Source organism: Enterobacter cloacae complex sp. 385G4 (assembly GCF_057320665.1).
In genome coordinates this window covers 1,275,717-1,293,440 of record NZ_JBXWDD010000001.1, presented here as the reverse complement: position 1 = coordinate 1,293,440, position 17,724 = coordinate 1,275,717, and the positions used below count along the sequence as shown (strand labels likewise).

The window sequence follows — 17,724 nt, the reverse complement described above, 5'->3', positions numbered from 1 at the left end:
TTGGCTCCGGTTCGTGCTGAATGGATTACAGTAATAGATACCGCTGCGTGACTAAAGCTGAGGGAAAAACGATGCAACGTAACTTTTCGGCGTTCTGGATGGTCCTGTTTTTATTCGCCGCACCGCTTCATGCCGAGCCGAAAGTCTATGGCGAACAGCGTATTAGCGGCTGGTGGAATGCGCTGACGGATGATATCTCCCAGACCTGGGAAGAGCCGCAACGTTACGATTTGTACTTGCCGTTTCTGAGCTGGCACGCCCGCTTTATGTACGATAAAGAAAAAACCGACAATTACAACGAAATGCCGTGGGGCGGCGGCCTGGGCGTGTCCCGCTATAACGAAGAGGGCAACTGGAGCGCGCTTTTCGCAATGATGTTCAAGGACTCGCACAACGAATGGCAGCCCGCGATGGGCTATGGCTGGGAGAAGGGCTGGTATCTGGATAATGCCAAAGATTTCCGCCTTGGGCTCGGTGCCGCCGCGGGCATCACGGCGCGAGATGATTTTGCGAACTATGTGCCTCTGCCGTTCATCTTCCCACTGTTTTCTGCCGGCTATAAGCGCGTTACCGTCCAGTTCACCTATATTCCCGGAACGTATAACAACGGCAACGTGCTTTTTGCCTGGCTGCGCTTAGGCTTTTAAAGGGTGATCACCTTTTTTGCCACGGCGTTAGACAATACCAGCATGGAGAAGAGAACAGAGGTGACGAACGTAAGCACAATCAGCGCCAGCTTCATGCCGAGAGAGGTCACCGGTATCAGCGCCGTCAGCAGATGAAACACCGAGTAGTGCACAATATATACGCCGGTCATCGTTTTGCTGATGGCGGCCAGAATGGACTCCTTTAATTCAGCATTGCGGCGAAAGCGCACGCCGTTCGCCGCAATCACCAGGGCAATAATCAGGATGTAGATCTGCGAGCCGGTGAGAATAAAGGCGTTTCTGTCGGCCTTAAACAGGGCAAAAAAGAAGTGGCGCTCGTAAAACCAGGTGAAGAGATAGATAAACGGGATGGCGACAACCGCCGCCCGAACCACGTTTTTGCGGCTTATCCACTCGGCCACTTTTGGGTCGCAGAAGAGCTGCCCGGTCAGATAAAACAGCAGCCATGTCCACAGCCGATACTGCGGCGAAAGCGAAAGGACGTGCGTTTCAGGATAAAGCGCCGATAGCAGATCGTATCCGTAGGAAAAGCACAGCAGAGCAGCAATCGCGCCGCAGAACAGCGATCTCCGCTGGCTAAGCCACTCCACCGCCGGGTGGAAGGTGTAAATCACCACAAAGGCGAACACGAACCATGGCTGAATTAAATACCCGCGCTGATAAGGCTCCCACAGGTAGTAGATGGTTATCCAGAACAGAAAAACAATCACCAGACTTTTTATTTTACCCAGCTGCCAGCGCGTGCCGTGCCGGGATTGCCCGTCGAGATAGCCCGACACCACAAAAAACAGCGGCGTGGCGATGGTCGAGATAAAGGTTAAAAAGCCCAGGATCCAGTGATAGTCATAGTCATAATGATCCCAGGTATTGTAGATGGTGAAGAAGGTGACCGCCGTCATACAGCCCAGCGTCTTGATAATGTTCAGCCCTGTCGCATTCATTGTTGTTTGGCTTCGTCCTTACGATGGAAACACGCATAGATCACGGGGAGTACCAGTAGCGTCAGGATTGTAGCAAACCCCAGTCCAAACATAATCACAACGGCCATGCTCTGGAAGAAAACATCCAGCAGCAGCGGTGCCAGGCCAAGTACGGTCGTGAACGCGGTGAGCAGGATAGGGCGCAGGCGCGAGGTGGCGGCATAAACGATCGCGCTGTGCTGATCCTTGTGCGTTTTCTGCTGTTCAATCTCTTCCACCAGCACGATGCCGTTGCGGATGAGCATTCCGCTCAGGCTCAGCAGACCAATCAGCGCCATAAAGCCAAAGGGAATGCCGGTAATTAAAAATCCTGGCGTGACGCCAATCAACGCCAGCGGTACGGTTAGCCAGATCGCGACGGCATTTTTTACCGAGCTGAACATCAGCACCGTAATGACAAACATCACCAGATACCCGAGAGGTAGCGTAGTGAACAGCCCTTGCTGCGCTTCGCTGGAGTTTTCCGCGTCGCCCCCCCACTCGATGCTGTAGCCGTGTGGCAGGGGAAGGGCATCCACCTGCGGCTTCACGCGGGCGAGAATATCACCGGAGGTTTGCTGGCTCAGCGGGTTCGGATCCGTCTGAACCGTCAGTACCCGCGAGCGGTCGCGTCGAAGGATGAGCGGATCTTCCCACTCCAGGGTGAAGCTGCTAACGACGTTACTCAGCGGGAGATACTGCTGCCGCGCATGGCTCCACACCAGCACGTTGTTCAGGTGGCTGGCGTCCAGCCTTTCGCTTTCCGGAGGCCTCACCACCACGGGCAGCAGGTCACTGCCTTCCCGATACAACCCCGCCCGGCTGCCGGAGAAATTCATCTCCAGCGCGTTGTCGACGTCCTGCTTATCCACGCCAAGCTCGCGTCCCAGCGCGGCGACGTACTGTGGACGGATCACTTTGCTGCGGTTTTGCCAGTCGTTTCGGACGCTCCCCGTGGCCGGGTCGCGCGCCAGGATATCGTCCACCTGGCTGGCAATCAGACGCAGCCTGTCAGGATCCGAGCCTTTAATGCGCACTTCAATGGCGCTGTCGCCGGAGGGCCCAAACATCACCCGTTTCGTGCTGGCGTTGACCTGCGGGTAGTTACGCGCGATGTACTCATCCACGTAGCGCGTCAGCGCGGAGATGCTGCGCTGGTCATCCATACGCACCATGATCTGCGCGTAGTTGCTGTACTGCCGCTGTCCGCTGTAGGTCAGAATAAAGCGCATGCTCCCCTGACCAATGGTCGAGACGGTGGTTTCCACGCCGGGCCGTCCCTTGATGGTTTTCTCAATGTCGCCGGTCATTTTCTCGGTCCATTTGATATCTGTCCCGTAGGGTAACCAGAGGTCGACAAAGAAAATCGGCGTATTGGACGACGGGAAAAAGTTTTGCCGCACCGCGCCAAACCCCCAGACAGACGCGGCCAGCAGGGCGGCCATCACTACCAGCGTCGGCGCTTTATGGTGCAGCAGTGCGTTCAGCAGGTGCTGGTAAAGGCGGTAGAGACGTTTGTCGTAAGGATCTGACTCGTCAGTAGTGTCCGGTGCGCTGTCGTTTTTAAACAACCACCACTTAATCAGCACCGGGGTGAGGGTGAGCGCCGAGAACCAGCTCAGCATCAGGGAAATCAGCAGCACCTGGAACAGAGATTTACAGTATTCCCCGGTGGAATCCTGCGATAACCCGATAGGAGCAAACGCAAGGATGGCGATCACCGTCGCCCCCAGCAGCGGCAGGGCGGAGCGGCGGATGATGTTGTTTACGGCGGTTAACAGCGGGGAGCCCTGCTGCCGGGCAATCAACACCCCTTCGACAATCACGATGGCGTTATCCACCAGCATGCTGAGGGCGATAATCAGCGCCCCGAGCGAGATGCGCTGTAGCTCAATGCCACACAGATACATAATCAGCAGCGTGCCCAGCACGTTAAGGGCGAGAGAAACCGCGATGATGATCCCGCTGCGTACCCCCATAAAGATCAGCAGCACGCCGATGACAATCGCCAGCGCCATCAGGAAGTTAATAATAAAACCGTTAACAGAATGGCCCACTTCGGCTGCCTGATCGTAAAACAGATCTATCTGTATGCCTGCCGGTTTTTCCGCCGACATCTGGTTTAGCTTCGCCTCAAGCGCGTGGCCCACGTCGATCACGTTCACGCCGGGAATAAACGAGACGCCCATGGTGACGGCTTTTTTGCCGTTGGCATGGTAGATACTGGCGGGCGATTCGTTCAGCCCGCGCGACAGCGTGGCGATATCCCGCAGGCGCGTCGCCGCCCCGGTACCGGAAGGCGTGATGATGAGATCCGCCAGTTCATCAAGATTCTCGAACTCACCGGTGGGGTGTAGACGAATGGATTCGCTGCCCGAGGTGATTTCTCCGGCGCTGGAAACGACGTTGAGCCTGCTGAGCAGGGCGGAAAGCTGGTTCAGCGTAATGCCGCGCGCGGCCATTTTGGTCAGAGAGATATCGATGTTGATCTGTTGGCTAATGGCCCCGCCGATGGCGACCTTCGCGACGCCGGGGACCAGAATCAACGCACGGCGCAGCTGCTCCGCATATCTCACCAGTTCAGGATTACTGAATTCATCCCCGGAAATGGCGAAGAAGAAGCCGAATACGTCGCCGAAATCGTCATTCACAAAGGGCGTGACGACGCCGGGCGGGAACTGACGCGAGGCATCGCCCACGCGGCGGCGCAGCTCATCCCAAATCTGCGGCAGTTCGTTCGAGTGATAGCGTGAAGCGATGTTAACGGTGATTTGCGACAGCCCGTTTGAAGAGATGGAGCTCACGTTGTCCAGATAAGGCAGCTGCTGAAGGGCATTCTCCAGCGGCAGCGTCACTTCTTCTTCAACCTGCTGAGCGGATGCGCCTGGGTAGTGGGTGACCACCACTGCGGTTTTGATGGTAAAGGCGGGATCTTCCAGCCTGCCGATATTCAACAGGGCGAAAATCCCCCCCATGCCCAGCAGCAGAATCGTTAGCCAGACGCGAACCGGGTTATTAATAAATTGACGAGTGATATCCATTACAGTCCCCGCTCACGCGTCCAGATACGCACCGGCTGGTTAGCATGGAGCTCTCCCACGCCTGCGGCCACCACGCGCTCGCCCGCCTTAAGCCCGCTGGTGATCGTCACGCCTTCGGTTATCACTTGACCCACGCTGACCTTGCGGTCTTCAAGATGGAGCGTGTCGCCTTCTCCCGCCACAACCCAGACGTGCGGCTCATTGCGTGGGCTGTTGTCCGGGTTAAAGACGGCCTCAACCGGTACAACCAGCGCCTGAGCGCCCGCGCCAGCCGGGAGGTTGGTTAAATTGATGGTAACCGTACCGCTTACGCCACCGACGGCGGGAAAATCCTCTGGTCGCGGCATGGTCAGTATCACCTGCCAGGTCAGGGTATTACTGTCGCTGCTGCCCGAGTGCTCTTTGTAGACGGCGGTAAATTCCCGATCCGGAATGGCGTTAATTCTCACTACCGGACGATACTGCGCGTTGCGGATATCAAAGGTCTTAAACAGGTTTTCAGGGATGCTGAACACCACGTCAAGCAGATCGGTGCGGGTTAACGTCGCGATGGGCTGACCAGCAGACACCACCTGATGGTTTCGGACATGTACGCTGGCCGCCGTCCCGCTGAAGGGGGCGACGAGCGTCATCTGATTCAACTCTTCTCGGGCAATCTGCAGCGCCGCATTCGCCGAATCGCGGTTTGCACGCTGCACGTCCATTTCGGCTTTCGAAATCGCCTGGCGGCCCGCCAGCGTCTGGAAGCGATCGAACTGCCTCTGGGCCAGCGTCGCCGCCGTCTGCCTGTCGTTAACCCGCTGCTGGGCTTCACGGGCGTTCAATCTTGCAAGCTGTTGGCCCTGCTTGATGGCTGCGCCCTGACGCACATCGAGCGCTTCAATTTGACCAGCGCGCTTGAAGGAAAGGTCTGTGGCATCGCCCGATTCAATGCGGGCGGGAAAAACGCGCTGCTGGGCATGACCGGGAACCGTCACCTCCGCCACTTTAACCATTCTGGGCAGGGGGGAGGCTTGTTCAGGTTTAGGATCGCACGCTGTGAGCGTTAACAAAACGAACGGTAAAAGAGAGAGGTAGCGGTTCACTGTATTCCCCTAATAAATAACTGTTTTATTTATTCCATAACCTGGACAGGGGTGACACTATTCTGCCAGAACAGTGACGACCATATAGGTAAATAAACCAATCGCCGTGCTGGCGATAATGGCAAGCGCAATAAACATACCCAGTCGGATCAGGCTTATGCCATACATACATTCCTCCATGAGCCGGAAGCGGTAACTCACTATGAGCATAGTCGGCGAAAAGATAAATGTTAAATAACCATTAGCAGCGGGGACGCGCTAAACCTGAAATTCCTGTGCTACGTTTAATATTATTCATCTCTTTTACCGTAACTGGCATTAAGGGCAACCCCCTGCATTTAATGCGTTTTTTTGCTTCATTCACTCTCATGTTGGTTATAAAAAGGATGCTCGATATGTATAAAAACATTCTCGTTCCGGTGGATGTCTACGAGACAAGCCTGGCGGATAAAGCGTTGCAGCATGCACAGTTTCTGGCGCAAAGCGCATTGGGTGACATTCATTTGCTGCACGTCATGCCAAAATTTTCAGCCGAGCTGACGCGCGGTTTTATTTCAGATGCGCGAAAGATGGATGAATATATGATTAATAATTCAAAAGAAAAACTGTCTGACCTGGTCAAAAAATTGAATATGCCAGAAGAGCGCGTTCACCTCCATGTTCGTAGCGGAAATGTTCGTGATGAGGTTATTAAGCTGGCGGATGAACTTGCTGCTGGCGCGATTATCGTCGGCTCCCGCAATCCAAATATTCAAACCCATTTGTTAGGATCGGAGGCGGCAAGTATTGTCCGTTACGCCCATGTTCCTGTTTTCGTTATTCGTTAATTTCATGAAAGCAAGGTGATTTCTGAATAGAACCTGAGGAAGTAACAATGAAAACAGGAAAACCTGAACGTCCGTATTATCAACAAACCGTTGATGAAACCCTGTCGAATATCCACTCCACTCTGGAAGGACTTAGCGGCACTGAGGCATCAGCCCGACTTCAGCAGCATGGTGAGAATGCATTGCCGCAAAAAAAGGGCAAACCCGCCTGGCTGCGCTTCCTGGCGCATTTTAACGATGTACTGATTTACGTTCTGCTGGTGGCCGCGTTGCTTAAGCTCTTTATGGGCCACTGGGTAGACATGTTTGTGATCCTTGGGGTTGCCATCATTAACGCGCTGATTGGCCATATCCAGGAGAGCAATGCTGAAAAATCGTTGCAGAGTATTCGCAATATGCTCTCCAGCGAAGCCGTGGTGGTACGACAGGGGAATCATGAAACGATCCCCACCACGGCGCTGGTCCCGGGCGATATCGTGGTGATCCGCGCCGGGGATCGTATCCCTGCGGACCTGCGCGTAATTGAAGCGCATAACCTTCGCGTGGAGGAGGCCATCCTGACTGGCGAATCCACCGTTGTTGAGAAAAACAGCGATGCGTTAAGCGGGGAACTGCCCTTAGGCGATCGCTATAATCTGCTCTACTCAGGCACCACCGTCAGCTCCGGCGGCGGTAAAGGCGTGGTGGTGGCCACCGGGGGGGAGACCGAGCTTGGCCACATCAACCAGATGATGTCCGACATTGAAAAGCACCGCACGCCGCTGATGGTGCAGATGGACAAGCTCGGTAAGACCATCTTCATCACTATCCTGGTGATGATGTTAGCGCTGTTCGTCTTTAGCCTCCTGTTCCGGGATATGCCGGTTTCTGAACTGGTGCTGTCGCTTATCAGCCTCGCCGTTGCCGCCGTGCCGGAAGGCCTGCCGGCCATCATTTCCATCATCCTTTCGCTTGGCGTACAGGCCATGGCGCGTCGCAAGGCCATTATTCGCAAGTTGCCCACGGTGGAAACCCTGGGCGCAATGACGGTCATCTGCTCGGATAAAACCGGCACCCTGACGATGAATGAAATGACGGTCAAAGCGGTGATTACCGCTGACACGACCTATCGCGTGGAGGGCGACAGCTACGAACCGGTGGGGAATATTCACCCCGTAGATGACCCGACGCCCGTCAGCGTGACCCAGGGTTCCCTGCTGGAACGCTACCTGCGCACCATTGACCTCTGTAATGACAGCCAGCTGATCAAAGACGAGCAGGGGCTGTGGAAAATCACCGGAGGACCAACCGAGGGTGCCCTGAAGGTGCTGGCGGCGAAAATCCCGCTCCCACCGCTTGATACGGAAATGCGCAGTAAAATCCCGTTTGATTCGCAGTATAAATATATGTCCACGCTGTATCGGCTGGGTGATGAAGAGGTGATTTTAATTACCGGCGCGCCGGACGTCCTGTTCCGCCTCTGCCAGCACCAGCAGACGAATGACGGACTGCAGCCGTTCGATCAACCTTACTGGGAAGGGAAGATTGAAGAGTATGCCCGGGAAGGGCTGCGCATGGTGGCGGCGGCCTGGAAACCTGCCCGCGAGGGACAGCGCGATCTGGATCACCCGGACCTCCATGATGGCGTGATCCTGCTGGGTATTGCAGGAATGATGGATCCGCCGCGTCCGGAGGCCATCACCGCGATTGCCGACTGTCTGCAGGCCGGGATTCGCGTGAAAATGATCACCGGCGACCACCCGCAAACGGCCATGAGCATCGGGCAAATGCTGGGGATTGGTAACGCCGCAAGCGCGATCACCGGACGCGAGCTGGAGGCGATGGATGACCGTCAGCTGAGCGACGCCGCGCAGCAGTACGATATTTTCGCCCGAACCAGCCCGGAGGATAAATTCCGCCTCGTGCAGGCCCTGCAAAGTAAACAGGAAGTGGTGGGCATGACCGGGGATGGCGTAAATGATGCCCCAGCGCTCAAGCGGGCGGATGTGGGTATCGCCATGGGGATTAAGGGGACTGAGGTCACCAAGGAAGCCGCCGACATGGTGTTAACGGATGACAACTTTGCCACCATTGCCAGTGCGGTCCACGAGGGACGGCGGGTTTACGATAACCTGAAAAAAACGATTCTGTTCGTTATCCCGAGCAACATCGCGCAGGCTTTGCTGATCATCATCGCGCTGCTGGCGGGGAACCTGATTCCGCTGACGCCGGTCCTGATCCTGTGGATGAACATGGCGACGTCGGCAACCCTGTCGTTTGGCCTGGCGTTTGAAGCGGGTGAGAAGGACATCATGAACCGGCCACCGCGCAAGGCGAATCTGCATGTGATGGACGGCTACGCCATCTGGCGCGTGGTGTTTGTCGGTCTGATGATTGCCATTAGCGCCTTCGTGCTGGAAGCCTGGCTACAGCCGCGCGGCTACTCGGCGGAATTCATCCGCACCGTGCTGCTGCAAACCCTGGTGACCGCGCAGTGGTTCTACATGCTCAACTGTCGCGTTAATGACGGCTTCTCGCTGAGCAAAGGTCTGCTGGCGAATAAAGGGATTTGGATCGTGAGCGGCGTACTGCTGGCGCTTCAGCTTCTTATCATTTACGCCCCGTTCATGCAGATGCTGTTTGGTACCGAAGCGCTGCCGTTCCGCTACTGGGTCATCACCTTCCTGATTGGTTTTGTGATGTTCCTTATTGTCGAGGCGGAAAAAGTGCTGACGCGCAGATGGCGCAAAACCGAGGCGTAATAGCGTAAACTGAGAAAGCCTGCCTGAGTCCAGGCTTTCTCTTTTTTGAGCACAGGAAATTATGATGCGATTTACCTGGTTCGTCCTTACGCTGTGTGCCGCTGTACCCGGCGCGTTTGCCGTAACCTATACCTTACCGCCGGAAGGCAGTCGGCTGGTGGGAACCCCGATTACCATCACCGTTCCCGAGCGCAATACATTACCGCTTGAGGCCTTTGCTGCACAGCACGGGCTGGGGCTCAGCAATATGCTGGAAGCGAACCCGGGCGTGGATCCTTTTTTGCCCAAATCCGGCACCCGGCTGGTCATTCCTCAGCAGCTGATTTTACCCGACACCGTGCGCGAGGGGATTGTCGTTAACGTGGCGGAAATGCGTCTTTACTATTATCCACCGGGCAGCAATACCGTCGAAGTATTGCCCATCGGCATTGGTCAGGCCGGTCGCGAAACCCCGCGTAACTGGGTCACGGCGGTTGAGCGCAAGCAGGAGGACCCCACCTGGTCACCTACGCCGAACACGCGTCGTGCCTATGCGGCAGAGGGGAAAACGCTGCCCGCCTTCGTGCCCGCCGGGCCGGATAACCCGATGGGGCTGTATGCGATATATATCGGCAGGCTATATGCCATACACGGCACAAACTCCAATTTCGGCATTGGGCTGCGGGTGAGCCAGGGCTGTATTCGTCTGCGTAACAACGACATTAAATATCTTTTTGATAACGTCCCCGTGGGCACCCGCGTGCAGCTTATCGATCGGCCCGTTAAGGTGACCACGGAGCCGGACGGCAGCCGCTGGGTGGAGGTTCACGAACCGCTGTCGCGTAACCGGGCGGAATTTGAATCGAGCCGGAAAGTGCCTCTGCCCATCTCCGCCGCACAGCAGACACAGTTGATAAACGAGGGGGCGGGCGCTGAACTGGAACGGCGGTCGGGGATGCCGGTTAAAATCGGCATGTGAGGGCATAGTGCGGGCTGGTGCCCTCACCCCAACCCTCTCCCACGGGAGAGGGGGAACACACTAAAAACGGCAACCTAGTTGCCGTTTTGTATTTACCTTGCGCAGAAAAGCAAAAAGCCTGCTTTAAAAGCAGGCTTTTCAAATTTGGCTCCTCTGACTGGACTCGAACCAGTGACATACGGATTAACAGTCCGCCGTTCTACCGACTGAACTACAGAGGAATCGTGTGAACGGGGCGCATATTATCGACCTGCGTTCGCCTTGTCAAAGGGTGGATCAATGCCTTTTGATCGTTTGCTGACAAAATCGGCAAAATGATGTTTTTGACAGCGGAATGCACCGTAATGGTGCGGATATACCTCTAATGGGGCAGATCGTAAACTGCTGTTTCAGTAATAAATCACCCCTCCATGATTAGGTTTCCTTATTTTCAGGCGGTTAGCGAACAATTCAGACCGCACGATAAAAGTGGCATTCATATTGCAAAACCTGTTCAACAACGACAGCCGGTTCCGGCAATGCATTTCGAACAGGGGGCAAAATGAACTTAAGACGACTGAAATACTTCGTAAAAATCGTCGATATCGGCAGCCTGACTCAAGCGGCAGAAGTGCTGCACATCGCGCAGCCTGCGCTGAGCCAGCAGGTGGCTACTCTGGAAGGCGAGATGGATCAGCAGTTACTGATCCGCACCAAACGCGGCGTCACGCCAACGGAAGCAGGCAAGATCCTGTATACCCATGCCCGCACTATCCTGCGTCAGTGTGAACAGGCGCAGCTGGCGGTGAACAACGTGGGCCAGACCCTGAGCGGGCACGTTTCTATCGGGCTGGCGCCGGGAACGGCGGCGTCCTCTATCACCATGCCGCTTCTGCAGGCCGTGCGCGCCGAGCTGCCGGAAGTGCTGGTCTATCTGCATGAAAACAGTGGTTCTGTACTGAATGACAAGCTGCTCAACGGCCAGCTGGACATGGCGGTCCTTTACGATCGCTCCCCGGTTGCCGGGATCACCAGCCAGCCGCTGCTCAAGGAAGATCTCTACCTCGTGGGCACCCGCGACTGTCCGGGCCAGAGCGTCGATCTTACCGCCGTGGCAGAGATGAACCTCTATCTGCCGCGCGACTACAGCGCCGTGCGCGTGCGTGTGGACGAAGCGTTCTCCCTGCGCCGCCTGACGGCCAAAATCATCGGCGAAATCGACTCAATCTCCACGCTGACCGCAGCCATTGCCAGCGGAATGGGCGTCACCGTACTGCCGGAATCCGCCGCGCGCTCGCTGTGCGGTGCGGCAAACGGCTGGATGGCGCGGATCACCACGCCTTCGATGAGCCTGCCGCTGTCGCTGAACATGTCCGCTCGCGGCTCGCTTTCGCCGCAGGCGCAGGCGGTAAAAGAGATTTTAATGTCGCTGGTCAGCAAGCCGTCGCTTGAGAACCGTGAGCTCCAGCTCGTGAGCTGATATTCCATAAAAGCATAAGATGCTGGTTTTTATTATTTGTTCTGCAGCTCGGCTGACTCTAACAATAGAGCTATGTCAGATGCGCCGGAGTGAATCGTGAATTTCCAGCAACTTAAAATTATCCGTGAGGCGGCCAGGCGGGACTACAACCTGACCGAGGTCGCCAATATGCTTTATACCTCTCAGTCCGGCGTCAGCCGCCATATCCGCGAGCTGGAAGAGGAGCTGGGCATAGAGATCTTTATTCGTCGCGGCAAGCGGCTGCTCGGCATGACGGAGCCGGGTAAAGCATTGCTCACCATCGCGGAGCGGATCCTCAACGAAGCCAGCAACGTGCGTCGCCTGGCGGATCTCTTCACCAACGATGCCTCCGGCGTGCTCACCATCGCCACCACCCACACCCAGGCGCGCTACAGCCTGCCGCCGGTGATCAAAGCCTTCCGCGAACTTTTCCCTGACGTCCGTCTGGAGCTTATCCAGGGCACGCCACAGGAAATTGAAGGGCTGCTGCAAAACGGTGGGGCAGATATCGGCATTGCCAGCGAGCGGTTGAGCAACGACCCGCTGCTGGTGGCGTTCCCCTGGTTCCGCTGGTACCACAGCTTATTGCTTCCGGTCGATCATCCGCTGAATCAGGTCTCTCCCCTGACGCTGGAAGACATTGCGAAATGGCCGCTGATTACCTACCGCCAGGGGATCACCGGACGCTCGCGCATAGACGAGGCCTTCAACCGTAAAGGGTTAACGCCGGACATCGTGCTGAGCGCGCAGGACTCTGACGTGATCAAAACCTACGTCGAGCTGGGGCTGGGCATTGGCCTGGTGGCGGAACAGTCCAGCGGCGAACGCGAAGACGGGAACCTGGTGCGTCTTGACACGCGTCATCTGTTTGACGCCAACACCGTATGGCTGGGCCTGAAGCGCGGGCAGCTGCAGCGCAACTATGTGTGGCGCTTTATCGAGCTGTGCAATGCCGGGCTGTCGGTGGACGAGATCAAACGCCAGGTCATGGAGCCGGAAGAAGTGGCGATTGATTATCAAATTTAATAATCCAACTTAGACAAGCAGTATGTTATCGTTTATGCCCGGTGCGTAAGTATCGCGGCATAAATTTTATGAAGTATGCATGCAGGAATAAATACTGAATATTGATAGCAAAAGCTTAGGCGTGTTAAAAATGGAGGCTAGGTCGATGCCGGGAGGGCACAATGGCAAATGTTATTCATGATTTTATTTATGATATCTGCCAATCAGGAAATCTTGAGGCAGCTGTTCAACAATATGCACTCTATTACCACTATCTTGACGATTATACCTTCATTTTTGCAGCGGAGAAAGGTGCGACTCCGGGCTTATCGGTTAACAGGAACTTCAGCAGTGGTTCTGCCGTGCGTAGCTTATTCAAAACGCCGCATGTGTTTATTCTTACATCAGACATATTCAGAGAAATGTTTATCTCTGGTAACCGCGTTACATTTCCCATCGACTATTCTATCTCGCTCGATACGCAGGTATTAAGTTATCTTAAGCCTTTCTTTGAAGGGCAAAGATCGCGACTTCCCGATGATTTTGAAGAAATTTTTGACTTCATCGCCAGAGAGGAAGTCAATGTTGATCCTTTGCTGTATGAACTCGAAAATCTTTGTAATTTTAGCGATCTCAATAAACAGGAAAACATCTTCGAACGCATTCGAGCTTATGAGATGTTACGCAACCTGGATGTTGCGGCTTGGCAGCAGCATAGGCAGTTAAAATTTAATGTGTCTGAACAGGAAATTATAGCTAAAACGCAGCAATATATGGCACGTAAAAATTATGAGTTTATAAATAAGTCGCTAATGGAAGAGCTGGCTCGTGACTATAATCGCTTATATGTATATGTGTTAAAAATGTGCGCGATTCACCTGCGGAACCCAAAAACAAGTGCTAAGCAGGTGCAGGAAAAATTACTCGAACTGCTAGAATTTACTCACAATGAAGCCCATTTCTTTGGCATTAGAGAGATTTTGCTCGCTAAGCGTTTTTTTGAAAATGGTTCTAAGGAAGCCTTTTTTCACAAAGTGAACCGTAATACGGCGGGATTTTGGGAGTACGTTAGAGGTATGGCCTGGGATCTACGCCATCAGCGCTTTCTCGAATTTGTTATTACCTTAAATATTGATAAAAACGCGGCATTCTTTTTTCCCGCAATCTTAACCTGTGATAAAAAATTCATTGAAGTTCTGGATGCTCATAGCGTCAAAGTCATCGTTTTTAATAACAAAACTAAAGAAATTCTTCCATTTTATGATGTTGATTTTATTGAAGAGATAGCGTCATGCGGTGAGCGAGTCAAAGAACGATTAACTTTGCTCTCTACCGAAGAATACCAGTTACAACGTCGCCAGTATCAGGAAGGGCCAGACTATCTTCAATCGTTGGTTAAAACACTCGAAGCCGAACTTGAGGGCATTTGCGGTATTGCCTGTGAAAAGAATCCGCTTGGTAACTATTAGTGGATCACAGATGCAAAAAGCCGGCTTCAAAAGCAGGCTTTTCAAAAATGGCTCCTCTGAATGGGTTCGACTTTGCCAGTAACAGACAAATAAATATTTCCCTTTCTGTCAAAACCGCCTGAATGACCACCAATCGGCGGTGATGAGCGAATAGATGTAGTCACTTAATGGTAGAAGTAGGGACATGCTGCTGCATCAACTCAACAATCCAGTCAATAAAAACGCGCAGTTTAGCGTTGACATGGCGGTTAGGCGGGAATGCCAGGTACAGGGGCATTGGAGCGATACGCCAGCGTTCAAATAGCGGAATCAAGGCACCGCGAGCCTGATATGCTGCCGCCATATAGACCGGCAGCGCAATCACGCCCAATCCCGCTAGCCCAGCTTCGAGGTAAGCATTGCCATCATCCACAGCAAGCACATAGTTGCCCGTAATTTCAATACGTTCACTCTCACCGTGCAGCACCAGAGGATCAATCTTACCGGTGCGTGAGGACAAGAATCCCACGATGCGATGGTCCGTGTTTTCCAGCTCTCGCGGATGCGCGGGGGCGCCGAGGCGTTCCACATAACTCGGTGCAACGTAAACACCGATTTGCAAATCGCCAACATGGCGTGCGATTAGTGACTGGTCATTGATTTCGCCACCCCGCAGGACGCAATCCACGTTGTCGCCGATCAGATCCACCACCCGGTCACTTACGCCCATGTCAAACTGGATATCAGGGTAGCGCGCGTGAAAAGCCGGTAGCGCGGGCACCAGCACAAGGCGGGCGAGAGGAGTGGGCACATCCACCCTTAGGCGTCCCCTGGGCGTCATCGCCGCACTGGACAGGCTGTTTTCTGCATCTTCCATGTCCGCCAGCAGGCGGATAACGCGCTCGTAGTAGACCGCGCCATCGGGAGTGACGCCGAGCCTGCGGGTGGTGCGATGGAGCAGCTTGACGCGCAGGCGCGCTTCCAGCTGCTGAATAAGCTGCGTCACCGTGGTTTTGCTCATATGGAGCGTTTGGGCAGCCTTTGTGAAGCTGCCTGCCTCCACCACGCGAGCAAAGGCGCGCATCGCATCAAAACGATCCATCCCATGTCCTCTCTTTTCACCGATTGTTTGGATATTACAAACAATGATGGACAAAGTCGCCTGTTTATCCCTCTGCTTCAGCAGCTGTAAAGTCTCTTTACGTTCACCGGGCAGAGTTCGCCCCATTACAAAGGTACAAATATGACAACACGCGAAGCCGTTTTTCCCTTCGGGCGCCAGGCGCTCTATGAGCGCAATCGCTATTCACCCGCCATCAAATCTGATGGCTTCTTGTTTGTTTCGGGGCAGGTGGGTAGCCGGGAAGATGGTTCGCCTGAAGAGGATATTAAAGCGCAGATCCGTCTGGCGTTTGATAACCTTAATGCTGTTCTCACGGCTGCGGGCTGCACGTTCGATGACGTGGTTGACGTTACCCTTTTTGTTGTCGATCCCGAGTCAAACCTCGACGCTATCTGGAGTGTCCTGCCAGAATACTGGGGGGAAGCACCTTACCCAACCTTGACCGGGATCGGAGTGACGTGGCTGTACGGATTCCAGTTTGAGATAAAAGTGATTGCCAGGCTACCCTGAGCGTTACGGATCTTTCCGACGGTCAAAAGGCAAGTCAGAGGAAAATTTATGAAGGCAGCGGTTTATGACGTGGAAGGCGCTCCCGGCGTCCTGCAGTATGTCGATGTTCCGGATCCGGTCGCAGGGCCTGACGATGTGCTGATTTCTGTCGAGGCTATCTCGATTGAAGGGGGAGATCTGATCAACCGACGTTCAACACCGCCGCCTTTTCCTTCATGGATTGTTGGCTACGCGGCCGCGGGGACGGTGGTTGCCGTCGGGTCGAAAGTCCGTAGCCGCAAGGTTGGAGACAGAGTGACTGCTTTTAGCATGCAGGGATCGCATGCGGAACGTTGGGCTGTGCCTGCGGAACGAACCTGGCTTATACCTGACGGAGTGGATGCAGCAGAAGCGGCGGTGGTACCGATCTCCTTTGGAACAGCATATCACTGCCTCTTCACACGAGGCATGCTCCGGCACGGAGAAACCGTTCTGATTCAGGCAGCAGCGGGTGGCGTGGGGCTCGCTGCCGTTCAGCTTGCCTCACAAGCTGGCGCGACGGTCATCGCCGTGGCAAGCGGAACGCAGCGAAAAAACCGGTTGCTGGAACTGGGGGCCGATCATGTTGTGGATCGTGTAGAGAATAACGTCGTGGAGAGTGTCCGACAGGTCACTCGTGGCACCGGTGTTAACCTCGTCATCGATCCGGTAGGGACGACGTTGCCTGCGTCGCTTTCTGCACTCGCGCCGGAAGGGCGTCTCGTTTTCGTCGGTAATGCGGGCGGTGGCAGCCTGACAGCCGACTTATGGCCGGCAATGCAGTCTAACCAGACGCTCAAGGGGGTATTCATGGGCCCCCTTTTTGAAAGGCCCGAGGTTCGGGCAAGCGTGGACGAGATGTTGCAGGCTGTAGCGGCAGGGCGCATCAGGGTTGTCATTGACCGCATCTTCCCCCTGGCTGACGCCGCCGCGGCCCATGAATACGCCGAGACAGCGAAACCGCTTGGCCGTATTGTTATGAAGCCATGAGGGGGTGGACCTTAGCCTGGCTCCTACAATGCTCCCGATGCGGAAGCCGCCTCGCATTTCGTTTATCCGATCCGCCATAATTCTTTTAACCGTAAAAACAGTTTTTTATTATCAGCCTTCTTAGTGACGCAATTCGTTCCCACCAGCGCTGCCCTTCGATGGATAACGGCTCTCTGCCCACTTAATTACGAAAAGGAAATCACCATGAATCTGATGAATAACTGCGCATCTCCTGGCATAAATGTTATATTAAAATATAATATTAGGAGGTGCGCTATGTATAAAACTCGCCTGAAAAAGGTCGGCGGATCCATCATGTTGGCGGTTCCTCCCGCCGTGTTGAAAACGCTGGAGCTGTCGACGGACAGCGAAGTCGGCATGACCATTAACAATGGCTGCCTGATCATTGAACCCCAAAAACGGCCTCATTATTCGCTTGAGGAGCTGCTGGCGCAGTGCGATCCGCACGCTGAAATGAGTGAAGAGGATCGGGAATGGATTGATGCGACTGCGGTAGGAAAGGAGATCCTGTAAATGGACAGAGGGGAAATCTGGCTTGTTTCACTGGATCCGAATGCAGGCCACGAGCAAAGTGGAAAACGTCTGGTACTCGTCGTATCGAAGGCATCGTTTAACAAGCTGACCCGGCTACCGGTAGTGGTTCCCGTCACCAGCGGCGGTAATTTTGCTCGCACGGCAGGTTTCACCGTTTCACTGGAAGGGGCGGGGACAAAAACGATGGGCGTTATTCGCTGCGACCAGCCCAGAACTATTGATATGGCTGCCCGAAACGGCATGCGGCTGGAACGCATACCTGATGCTGTTATAAATGAAGTGCTTGCCAGGCTGGATGCAATTCTGAGTTAGCATC

At 54.5% G+C, this 17,724-nt stretch carries 15 protein-coding genes and 1 tRNA gene; 11 read left to right on the top strand and 5 right to left on the bottom strand.

The annotated features are described in order from the left end of the window. Window positions 1-71 precede the first annotated feature (71 nt). A complete protein-coding gene (gene pagP, locus AC2FAJ_RS06410) occupies window positions 72-647 on the top strand; it encodes a lipid IV(A) palmitoyltransferase PagP (RefSeq protein WP_028013749.1) in 576 nt (191 codons plus the stop codon). On the opposite strand, the gene AC2FAJ_RS06405 is transcribed toward pagP, so the two are convergent. From AC2FAJ_RS06405 to AC2FAJ_RS06395, 3 genes are read right to left on the bottom strand one after another with little or no spacing between them, the layout of a single operon-like run. Continuing rightward, complete coding sequence (locus AC2FAJ_RS06405) at window positions 644-1,609, bottom strand: acyltransferase (protein WP_045629806.1); 966 nt, start codon at window positions 1,607-1,609, stop codon at window positions 644-646. The two genes, pagP and AC2FAJ_RS06405, sit on opposite strands and share 4 nt — an antisense overlap. Beyond that, window positions 1,606-4,668, bottom strand: coding sequence for an efflux RND transporter permease subunit (locus tag AC2FAJ_RS06400; RefSeq protein ID WP_485453939.1), 3,063 nt, complete (start codon window positions 4,666-4,668; stop codon window positions 1,606-1,608). Before AC2FAJ_RS06400 ends, AC2FAJ_RS06405 begins: the two co-directional genes overlap by 4 nt. Next, window positions 4,668-5,753 carry an efflux RND transporter periplasmic adaptor subunit gene (locus tag AC2FAJ_RS06395; RefSeq protein WP_045629805.1) on the bottom strand — a complete coding sequence of 362 codons (1,086 nt, stop codon included), beginning with the start codon at window positions 5,751-5,753 and terminating at the stop codon, window positions 4,668-4,670. The genes AC2FAJ_RS06400 and AC2FAJ_RS06395 overlap by 1 nt, the downstream gene beginning before the upstream one ends. Before the next feature lie 395 nt (window positions 5,754-6,148). On the opposite strand from AC2FAJ_RS06395, the gene AC2FAJ_RS06390 reads away from it, so the two are divergent. The 3 genes from AC2FAJ_RS06390 to ldtA all read left to right on the top strand — a co-directional run bounded on the left by AC2FAJ_RS06390 (window position 6,149) and on the right by ldtA (window position 10,279). After that, complete coding sequence (locus tag AC2FAJ_RS06390; RefSeq protein ID WP_045629804.1) at window positions 6,149-6,580, top strand: universal stress protein; 432 nt, start codon at window positions 6,149-6,151, stop codon at window positions 6,578-6,580. A 47-nt stretch (window positions 6,581-6,627) separates the two neighbouring features. After that, a complete protein-coding gene (locus tag AC2FAJ_RS06385) occupies window positions 6,628-9,321 on the top strand; it encodes a cation-transporting P-type ATPase (RefSeq protein WP_232927316.1) in 2,694 nt (897 codons plus the stop codon). Between the two features lie 61 nt (window positions 9,322-9,382). Continuing rightward, a complete protein-coding gene (gene ldtA, locus AC2FAJ_RS06380) occupies window positions 9,383-10,279 on the top strand; it encodes a L,D-transpeptidase (RefSeq protein ID WP_045629803.1) in 897 nt (298 codons plus the stop codon). A gap of 145 nt (window positions 10,280-10,424) precedes the next feature. Here ldtA and AC2FAJ_RS06375 read toward each other — a convergent pair. After that, window positions 10,425-10,500, bottom strand: a tRNA-Asn gene (locus AC2FAJ_RS06375). Between the two features lie 320 nt (window positions 10,501-10,820). On the opposite strand from AC2FAJ_RS06375, the gene nac reads away from it, so the two are divergent. The 3 genes from nac (at window position 10,821) to AC2FAJ_RS06360 (ending at window position 14,233) form a co-directional block, all read left to right on the top strand. Continuing rightward, window positions 10,821-11,738 (top strand): nitrogen assimilation transcriptional regulator NAC, encoded by a 918-nt coding sequence (gene nac / locus AC2FAJ_RS06370; RefSeq protein ID WP_028013742.1) that lies wholly within the window; start codon window positions 10,821-10,823, stop codon window positions 11,736-11,738. Window positions 11,739-11,834: 96 nt separating this feature from the next. Then, complete coding sequence (gene cbl, locus AC2FAJ_RS06365; protein ID WP_041909200.1) at window positions 11,835-12,785, top strand: HTH-type transcriptional regulator Cbl; 951 nt, start codon at window positions 11,835-11,837, stop codon at window positions 12,783-12,785. Window positions 12,786-12,946: 161 nt separating this feature from the next. After that, a complete protein-coding gene (locus AC2FAJ_RS06360; protein WP_485453938.1) occupies window positions 12,947-14,233 on the top strand; it encodes a hypothetical protein in 1,287 nt (428 codons plus the stop codon). 160 nt (window positions 14,234-14,393) lie between these two features. Here the strand turns inward: AC2FAJ_RS06360 and AC2FAJ_RS06355 are convergent, their stop codons facing one another. Further along, window positions 14,394-15,314, bottom strand: a complete 921-nt coding sequence (locus tag AC2FAJ_RS06355; protein WP_485453937.1) for a LysR family transcriptional regulator — start codon at window positions 15,312-15,314, stop codon at window positions 14,394-14,396. A 141-nt stretch (window positions 15,315-15,455) separates the two neighbouring features. Between AC2FAJ_RS06355 and AC2FAJ_RS06350 the strand changes: the two genes are divergently transcribed. The 4 genes from AC2FAJ_RS06350 to AC2FAJ_RS06335 all read left to right on the top strand — a co-directional run bounded on the left by AC2FAJ_RS06350 (window position 15,456) and on the right by AC2FAJ_RS06335 (window position 17,720). Beyond that, window positions 15,456-15,845, top strand: coding sequence for a RidA family protein (locus AC2FAJ_RS06350; RefSeq protein ID WP_045629800.1), 390 nt, complete (start codon window positions 15,456-15,458; stop codon window positions 15,843-15,845). 48 nt (window positions 15,846-15,893) lie between these two features. Further along, window positions 15,894-16,853 carry a quinone oxidoreductase family protein gene (locus tag AC2FAJ_RS06345; RefSeq protein WP_319879121.1) on the top strand — a complete coding sequence of 320 codons (960 nt, stop codon included), beginning with the start codon at window positions 15,894-15,896 and terminating at the stop codon, window positions 16,851-16,853. A 276-nt stretch (window positions 16,854-17,129) separates the two neighbouring features. Continuing rightward, on the top strand, window positions 17,130-17,387 hold the full coding sequence (locus AC2FAJ_RS06340; protein WP_028013736.1) for an AbrB/MazE/SpoVT family DNA-binding domain-containing protein: 258 nt from the start codon (window positions 17,130-17,132) through the stop codon (window positions 17,385-17,387). Then, window positions 17,388-17,720, top strand: a complete 333-nt coding sequence (locus tag AC2FAJ_RS06335; protein WP_485453936.1) for a type II toxin-antitoxin system PemK/MazF family toxin — start codon at window positions 17,388-17,390, stop codon at window positions 17,718-17,720. It abuts the gene before it with no gap. Window positions 17,721-17,724 lie beyond the last annotated feature (4 nt).